The organism is Burkholderia sp. HI2714, assembly GCF_002223085.1.
Taxonomy (GTDB): Bacteria; Pseudomonadota; Gammaproteobacteria; order Burkholderiales; family Burkholderiaceae; genus Burkholderia; species Burkholderia lata_D.
This window is the reverse complement of the sequence record NZ_NKFM01000084.1, coordinates 1-8,619: the sequence shown is the minus strand read 5'-3', so window position 1 is coordinate 8,619 and position 8,619 is coordinate 1. Positions and strand designations below refer to the sequence as shown.

Sequence of the window (8,619 nt, the reverse complement as noted above, 5' to 3'; positions counted from 1 at the left end):
TGAGGGTCGGCCGGGATTCGTGAAATTTTCGCCAAAATGACCTTAAATCGATGATTTGAAATAGAAATTTCAAATTTCGACCAAGGCCATAGGGCGCGAAGCTTTTTCAGATCCGTGTGTGCGGTTGCGCTCGAGTCGAGGAGACTCCAGTACCGTCGCGGAGCTTGGCTGGCCGCGGCGCGGATATGTGGTGGCGTCATCACCGTTGAAACTGTAGAGTGCGTCACCAACAGGTTATTGCCGCGGCGCTTCCCGAGCGTCGCAGAAAAAACTCAGGGTATCGTCGTCTTTGATTTTGACGTGCCAATGGCCAACACAGTACTTGGCGTTGGTAAATTTTTCGCGCCAACGATTCGAAAGCCTCTCAATCCACGCACGCCCTTCCGAGGGCATCTGCGGCGAAGCGGCCAACTGCTGCAACATCTGGAGATAACTGGAGTCGCCCCAGTGGGCGGACGCGGCGACGTGCGCGTTCCACACCAGCACCACTAGCTTATATACCTCGCGCACCACGGCGATCGGTGTTTCTTCGGTAACGGCCTCCGATAAAAGTGGCTCGCCGAAGTCCAGGATCGTCTTCGATATCTTTTCGGTCGTGTCCAAGCTTGCCTTACTCATCGTGATGTTCCGTTAGCTTGAATCAGGACACAAGGTAGAGATGCCCATCCTCAGGTTCAGCTGTGCCTGGTTTCGAGCCCACGACGACGGGCATCAACCAGATCAGCTTCCGCAAAGACCGGCCTGGACCATGGACCTGATTGCGCCAGTGGCCTCGACGCCAGTGGGTTGCCACCTGGCCGTGTCCCGAAGGATGAATGCCGAGGGCGTTGCGCTGTTCCACGATACGTTTGCCACAGACGTGAACGGGAACGTAGCCCAGCGACGCCAGTTTGGACTTGGCTCGCATCTTCTCCTTGTCCTTCCCTGATAGTACCTTCTGCTTGAGCGACTCCGGCGTCCCCAGTGGCCAGACCGTATCGATATCATTGGGATAAGCAGCGACGTAGCACAACGCGTTGACCACCAATTGCAACGCTGCTTTATAAATCGGAAATCGACGGTTGTTGATGTCCTCGCGTACCGCTGCCATCTCTGGCCCGACATCCACGATTCGCAGTCCTTCCGGTATGGTTGTACCCATGCTGGCAAGTCCGATCTGCATGGCTGCTGTGATATCGCCTCCGGCTTTTGCTTGCTGATGTTGCAAACCGGCGAGTCGATCCGACAGGACGGTATCGATGGCTGTGGCCAGATCAGTCGATCCGAAGTTGCCAGCGAAGTCTTGGGTGTATTGCGCCTCCGGAAACAGATACCACTGATTCGACAACCCTCGATCGGCAGGAGCTGCCGTCACGGTGAAGCGCAATTCTCCACTGTGGCCTCGCTGTTCCACATACGCGCCGTCCACCAGCCATCCCGGTTCAAGCTCGAGTTCCGCCTGCGGCCCAAAGTGCAAGTATTGCGAGGCGTAGGGCAGTTTGATGTTGGTCAGTGGAATGTCGTCGATATCAGTTCGCGCAAGCATTTCCGTCAATTCGACCGGGAAATCCATGATCTGCCTGCCGGCCTGAACGAACCGGCCATAGGCCGTGGCGAGCGTCATCTCAGATTCGGAGACCAGCGAAGGCGATGGGTGGGAGTCCTTCTGCTTGCGGGGGAACCGCATCGATCGGACGTTCAGCTCGAGCATCACGAAGCGTACGATCTCGTTGAGCTGTTCCAGTATCAACATACCCGATACCGGTTCCACCTTGTGACGGTAGAACTTGCCAATGGATTCGGCATATTCCCGGTAGGATTTGAATCGCTCAGGATGGTATCGATACAGTGGCGGCTCGGGTTTCTCGGCTGCTTTAGGCCCGCAGCGGTATTGCTTGTCATCGAACAGGAAGCCGATATCCGCGAACGCAATCACTGGATCGTCAACCTCGACGGTCCAACGATCCCACACGACGGGACCGGCTCGCATATCATGCCAGCCGATTTCAATCGTGACTTCGCGCCCGTGGTTGGTCACCGCAACATAGCTCTCAAAGACGTCCATTCCCTCCAGGAACGTACACATTTCTTCGAGACTGTTTTCGACCCGCACCATTGAAGCTTCCTGCGAGGGCGTACCCACCCAGTTGATCAATCCCTCCGTGTTCAACTGATCGAATGCCTCTTCGAAGTCGAGCACTTCGTCCACGTTGGTTTGGATACTTTTCGTCAACAATCGGACTTCGTCCGTGTACCCGTTGGCCAACAGGGCAATCAAGACATCCATGTAGGTATCGGTCGAGATTTTTCCTGTGGGTTTGTGTGCCATACGTTACGCTCCGTTCGCGATAAGGCTCGCGCTCGCTCCGACTGCACGCACCGACTCCGTCGTTGGTCCAGCGCGACATCGAGACCTTGGGCAGTCTATGCCTTTCGTGCCTCAAACGCTTGATCAAACTGCCGTGCCCGCTGTACCTCGTCGCTATGTAGATAGGTCGAGGTTGTCGAGATCGAGGCGTGCCGCAGGTTGTCACGCACCATGATCAACTCGGCGCCCCGCGCCAGCGCGTGCGACGCGTGCGTGTGACGCATCCAGTGCGGGCTTGCGCGGCGCAGCTTCTCAGCGGTCGCTGGCCGTTCGCCCTGGATCGCGTCGGCCACCAGCACGAAAAACCGGCGAAGCACGCGCCAGAGCCGCCTGGGTTCGATGCCCGCGTCGTCCTCCTCGAGGCTGCCGACGAGCGGCGTCGCCGGATTCCAGCGTGTTGGCGTGACCGGCAGTCCGCGCTCCACGAGATACTGATCCAGTGCGGTTCGGGCGAGCGCCGGCAGCGTCACCTTACCGAGCTTGCCACCCTTGCCGAGCACGTGTAACCAATGACCGCCACGCTCGTCGCGACGGATGTCGCCAAGTGTCGAGCCGACCAGCTCGCGCGCGCGCAGGCCGGTCGCATAGCCGAAGTCCAGCAGAAAGCGGAGGCGTTGCGCAGCGGGCGTGCTCCAGCCGTACGACCATTCGAGCCCATCGGCGAGCGTGCGGATCAGCAGCCACTCGCCTTCGGAGAAGCCCCGGGACACATCCAGTCCAGCACGTTGCGCTTGGCTCTTCACCTTGACGCCGGCAAACGGATTCGCGAGGACGTAGCGTTGCTCGACCAACCAGCGAAACAACGCCGACAGGACGTTCAAGGCGTACGCGGCGGAGCGGGCGGACAGCGGGCCCGTGAACGGCCGCCACTCGATGCTGTGCCGTGGCCGCGATGGGCCGACCCAGCGCTCGCGAGGCGTTGGTCGCCGCAGGAAGCCGCGGTACGCGATCGCGTCGTCGGTGGTCAGCGACGACAGGGCGCGGCCGCGTTCGACGATGGCCCACAAGATCAGGCGTTCCGCCTCTTTTCGGTACGCGCGCTGTGTGGCTGCGGACTCATGCAGCGATAGCCACGACTGGATCGCCTCGTAATCGTTTGACGCGTTCAGCAGGCAGGTGTTTAGCGGCGCGCGGAACTGGCCGCCTGAACCGTCGACCTCGTGCGGTATGCGCAGTTGCTCCCACGGCACGATATCGCCGACAGGCGCCGCAATGATCAGCGCTCGGGCGCGTTCAGTCAGCGCTGGATGGGCTGCGAAGAACGCCTCGATGCGGCGTGCGCCGGCAGCACCGAGTCCGGCGATCGCCGACCACCAGCGGCGTCGCCGCGGGATCCGCACGGTCAGATCGGCCAGGGTTCGCACACCGTGCGCGTGCAGCGCCTCGACAATGCGCGGCGGCAGCCACTGCTCGACCGTGTCGGTGATCAGCGGCTCCGGCACGGGCAGATTGCGAAGTACCTCGATCGCGCGGGTCACGCTGTCGGCCGATGTTCGTGTAGGGCGAACGACGAATGCGGCGGCCAAGTCGGCACGGTGCCGGGCTTGTGCATACGCGACGAGTCGCCGGCGAATCTGGCCGAGGATACCGCGCGACGATGCTCCTGCTTCCCGGCGAACGCCGAGGTAATGTGCAACGGCGGCCCGCGCGTCCAACCCAGCGTACCAGGCGCGCAGTGCGGCGAGTTCGGCTTCGTCCGGAGCGTCGGGGGCAGTGTCGTCGACGGGAAGGATCTCGCGCGTTTTCATGACCGCCAGTTTAGAACAATTTTGTTGATAGACGGATAATAAGCCTTATCTCTCCATCGTCACGTAGAGGCTGACATTCCTCTTTCCGTTGTTGTGATCAGGTGCCCGCAGCGGCCGCAATCGGCGAGCGTTTGCCAGCCACAATGTAGTGTTGCAGCCGTTTCCAGGCGTCCAAGTAGCGATGCCACGGGACAGCGGCCAACTGTTCGTCGTGAACAACGAGAATTCGCTCGACGATCGCAAGTTCGTGGTCGAGCAGCAGGCAGCGCTCACCTTGTTCCGCCCGCGTGACGCACGCATTGAGCGCCGCTTCGGCGCGCCGGTACAGATCAAAATCCGCGCCAGCCGAAGTTGTCTCCCGCAGATAAAACGCGAGGTACACCACCCGCACCAGGCAACTGACCTGATCGAGATCGCCGTGTCCGCCTCGCACGGTGGCGAGCGCGAGATGGTTCTCCAGCGACAGCGCGCGAACCTTTTCCGTCGGCAGCGGCAACAACATTTCTCTCGTCAGGCCCGAGCGGCTAGTTCGTTGCGAAGAACGCTTCCTGCTTTCCATCTTATTCATTCGTGACTCAATATTGACCACCGCATCATGCCAGACCCAGACGATCCGCTCGAACGAGCGTCGGGCCGATGAAGACCAGTTTACGCTACGCCTGCTGTGAGCCCTGCGCTGCATTTTGAAGTGTGACGGCGACTACCAGTGTTCCCAGATCTCCCAATGCGTGCAGTCCGATGGAGACGTCGGGGCGGGCATCGCGTCGAGTATGGCGCCCCGATGACAGGGCGGTCGTACAGCATTTCGATTTATGCCACGGCATTCAGCAATGCATCTATGCTGTTTTGCCGGCTCAATCTGACCAAAATTGACGAAATTCAACCAGGAACGGACGCGCCGGTTCCCGAGGCAGTCGGCACCAGGCCACCGCCGCTGCGCGCTACAATCGTCTTCCCCGAGGCGTTGCTCTGCCGCAAACCGATTTCTGTCAAGTTTATCCGCTCCGACTGGAGGTCCGCTCCATGAACTCGAACCAACCGCCAACGCCGGTCTGGCGGCCAATCAGCTACTTGCTGATCGTCTTCGACCTGTTCGGCGGGCAAGTGGAAGAGGCGCAGGCGCTTCACGGCCAGTTGGTGTCGTGCCGCCTCCATCCCCAAGTGTTTGACGACGCGACGCTCGCACGCATCCGGCAGATGTACAGCGAGCAACGGGATTTTCTGCCGGCTCAACGAGAACAGTTCAAGCGTTGGCAGTCCGAGGTGTCGACGCCCAAACAGCGCGACATGCTCGCGCATCTGACGGCACGGGCCGATCAATTGTCGGCGTTGCAGGATCAGATTCTCGCACTGGTTGACGAACTGTCTCAGAACACCATCGACCGGATCATGGGCATGAGCGATGCCGACCTCGCCGCGGCGGTGCTATCGGGGCACCTCAAGCCTCCGAGGCGCTGATAGGTCAGCAATGCGGAGATTTCGAGGACCGAGGCTGCATCGATGACCAAAATTCACGAACCCGCGTACCCGGTACTCCCGGCAGAGCTGGAGGAAGCGGAATTGCGGACGGTCTATACGCCCAGCGCGGCAGAGATCCGGTTCGTGTTCGGCCAGTTCCGTCAGGCGCCTACGCGCGTGCTGATCCTCGCGCAGCTAAAGCTGCTGCAGCGTCTCGGCTACATGCCGGTCATCTCTGATGTGCCGCCGGCCATCATCGAACACGTGTGCACCGTGCTCGGCGTCCGCCTGCTGCCGCGCACAACCCTCGCGCGCTACGATCGCTCAGGCAGCAAATCCCGGCACCAGAAAATCCTCCGTGAGTTCGTCCGGATTCTCCCCGTCGACAGCACCACCCACGCATGGCTGGCCGATATCGCCGCACACGCAGCCCGGACCAAGGCGGAATTGCCCGACATCGTCAACGTGATGCTGGAAGAGTTGGTCCGGCGTCGCTACGAGCTGCCGCCCCTCGCGACGCTCACGCGGATCGCTGGTCACGCCCGTAGTCAGCTCCACGAATCGATTTATCGCGCGTTCGTCGACTCGCTCGACGACACGCTGAAGGAGCGCGTCGATGCACTGTTTCTGGTCAAACACGGTCGAACCCAGTGGGACGAACTCAAGCGCGAACCGAAGCGGCCCGGACCACGGGAGATCGCGAGTTTCCTCGAGCACATCCAGTCCATGAACGCGTTGGCGAACGGCTTGCCGCCCGTGCCGAGTATGCTCTCGGTTGCGAAGCGCATGCAGTTCGTCACCGAGGCACGCGCGCTTGACGTGCATGAAATGCGGGCACTGAAGCCTGCCAAGCGCTACACGCTTGCGCTGCTGTTCATGCTCGCGCAACGCCAGAAAGCGCTCGACGACGTCGCCGAGATTTTTATCAAGACAGTGCGCAACCTCGAGCACACCGCCAAGCTGCGACTTCAGCAGTACCAGCTCGCGCATGCCGACCAGTTGCAGTCGCTCGTCAGCCAGTTCCGCGACGTCCTGAACGTGCTGCAGGATGACGAAACGCCTGCGGCCATGCGTATCGCGCAGATGCGCGCCGCATTGAACAACGACCCCGACACTGTCCTGATCCGCTGCAACGAGCATATCGCGCAGGCCGGCAATCACATCTTTCCATTTCTGCTCGCGCCGTATAAAAACCTGCGCTCGTTGTTGTTCCAGTGCGTCGAACAACTCTCGATGAAACCCAGCTCGCAGGACGACGCATTACTTCGGGCGCTCGAGTGGATCAAGCAACTGCGTACGTCGCGACGCGAATATCTGTTGCTCAGCAATGGCGATCTCGCGCAATTGCCGCTCGACTGGCTCCCAGAGAAGTGGGAGCGATGCGTGTTGCCGGACGGCCGATCGGCGCGTCTGCTGCACCGGAAGTACTTCGAGCTCTGCGTGTTCAGTCAGGTCATGCGGGAACTCAACTCCGGCGACATCTTCGTCGAGGGCAGCGATCAATATGACGACCCGCGCGAACACCAGGTGTCATGGGACGAATTCCGCGAGGAATTGCCGCGCTACAGCGAGCTCGTCGACTTCCCAGTCGACAGCCGGGCCTTCGTCCAGAAACTGAAGGACGAGCTCGGCGCGCTGGCCGACAAGGTCGACGCGGGTTTTCCGGAAAACGATCACGTCGAGATCGGCGCGCAGGGCCTCATTCTCCACCGGCTCGACAAGAAGCCAGACCCGTCCAACCGGTCCTTGATCGACCAGGCGATCACGGCTTCGATGCGGCCGGTTAGCATCCTGGATATCCTCACCGAAACCGAGCAATGGCTCGATTTGCACCGGCTCTTCGGGCCGCTCTCGGGATTCGAGGCGAAGGTCGACGATCCGCGCAAGCGCTTCATCACGACACTGTTCTGCTACGGCTGCAATCTCGGGCCGACGCAGACCGCGCGCTCGGTCAAGAACCTGAGCCGCAAGCAGGTCGCATGGCTGAACCTGAAGCACGTCACCGAGGAACGGCTCGACAAGGCGATCGTCAAGGTGATCAATGCGTACAACCAGTTCGCGTTGCCGAAATTCTGGGGTTCGGGCAAGCGAGTGTCAGCCGACGGCACGAAGTGGAATCTGTACGAGCAGAACCTGCTGTCGGAATACCATATTCGGTACGGCGGCTATGGCGGGATCGGCTACTACCACGTGTCCGACATGTACATCGCGCTGTTCAGCCACTTCATCCCGTGCGGCGTGCACGAGGCCGTGTACATCCTCGACGGGCTGATCAAGAACGCCTCCGATGTGCAGCCGGACACCGTGCATGGCGACACGCACGCGCAAAGCGCGCCGGTGTTCGCACTCGCGCATCTGCTCGGGATCAATCTGATGCCGCGTATCCGCGATATCAAGGAACTGGTGTTCTATAAGGCCGACCGGCGTCGGCGCTACAAGAACATCGAGTCGCTGTTCCGGGCCAGCATCGACTGGGGGCTGATCGAACGGCATTTCCCCGACATGCTGCGTGTCGCGGTCTCGATCAAAGCAGGACGGATGACGCCGTCGACGATCCTGCGTCGCCTCGGTTCCGAGAGCGTCAAGAACAAACTGTACTTTGCTTTCCGCGAACTCGGCCGGGTGATCCGCACGATGTTCCTGCTGCGCTACATCGACGATCCGGAAATGCGCCAGACCATTCACGCGGCGACGAACAAGAGCGAGCAGTTCAACGACTTCGCGAAGTGGCTGATGTTCGGCGGGGAAGTGATCGCCGAAAATCTCCGGCACGAGCAGCGCAAGGTCATCAAATACAACCAGCTCGTCGCGAACATGGTGATTCTGTACAACGTGCAGTGGATGTCGCGCAAACTCAAAGCGTTGCAGGACAAGGGCCTGCCGATCGACGCCGAAGTATTGCAGGTGCTCTCGCCATATCGACGCGAGCACATCAACCGACTCGGCTCCTATTTGCTGGATCTCCAGCGAAGGGCATTGCCGCTCGACCCAAGTATAGATTTTTCTTTCCAATCAGTAGCTTAAGGTAATTTTGGCGAAAATTTCGCGAATCCCGGCCGACCCTGA

Annotated in this window: 6 protein-coding genes; 2 read left to right on the top strand and 4 right to left on the bottom strand. The window is 60.4% G+C overall.

Going from position 1 to position 8,619, the window contains the following annotated elements; translation table 11 throughout:
- Positions 1-234: 234 nt before the first annotated feature.
- From CFB82_RS40550 to CFB82_RS40535, 4 genes are all read right to left on the bottom strand, one after another.
- Positions 235-618 (bottom strand): hypothetical protein, encoded by a 384-nt coding sequence (locus CFB82_RS40550; RefSeq protein ID WP_089487832.1) that lies wholly within the window; start codon positions 616-618, stop codon positions 235-237.
- Positions 619-640: 22 nt separating this feature from the next.
- Positions 641-2,308, bottom strand: coding sequence for a hypothetical protein (locus CFB82_RS40545; RefSeq protein ID WP_143751064.1), 1,668 nt, complete (start codon positions 2,306-2,308; stop codon positions 641-643).
- 95 nt (positions 2,309-2,403) lie between these two features.
- Complete coding sequence (locus CFB82_RS40540; RefSeq protein WP_089487830.1) at positions 2,404-4,095, bottom strand: phage integrase family protein; 1,692 nt, start codon at positions 4,093-4,095, stop codon at positions 2,404-2,406.
- A 97-nt stretch (positions 4,096-4,192) separates the two neighbouring features.
- Positions 4,193-4,654, bottom strand: a complete 462-nt coding sequence (locus CFB82_RS40535; RefSeq protein WP_256990770.1) for a hypothetical protein — start codon at positions 4,652-4,654, stop codon at positions 4,193-4,195.
- A gap of 464 nt (positions 4,655-5,118) precedes the next feature.
- Between CFB82_RS40535 and CFB82_RS40530 the strand changes: the two genes are divergently transcribed.
- Together CFB82_RS40530 and CFB82_RS40525 are read left to right on the top strand one after the other, a co-directional pair.
- On the top strand, positions 5,119-5,553 hold the full coding sequence (locus CFB82_RS40530; RefSeq protein ID WP_089487828.1) for a hypothetical protein: 435 nt from the start codon (positions 5,119-5,121) through the stop codon (positions 5,551-5,553).
- 42 nt (positions 5,554-5,595) lie between these two features.
- On the top strand, positions 5,596-8,577 hold the full coding sequence (locus tag CFB82_RS40525) for a Tn3 family transposase (RefSeq protein ID WP_089487827.1): 2,982 nt from the start codon (positions 5,596-5,598) through the stop codon (positions 8,575-8,577).
- Positions 8,578-8,619: the final 42 nt, after the last annotated feature.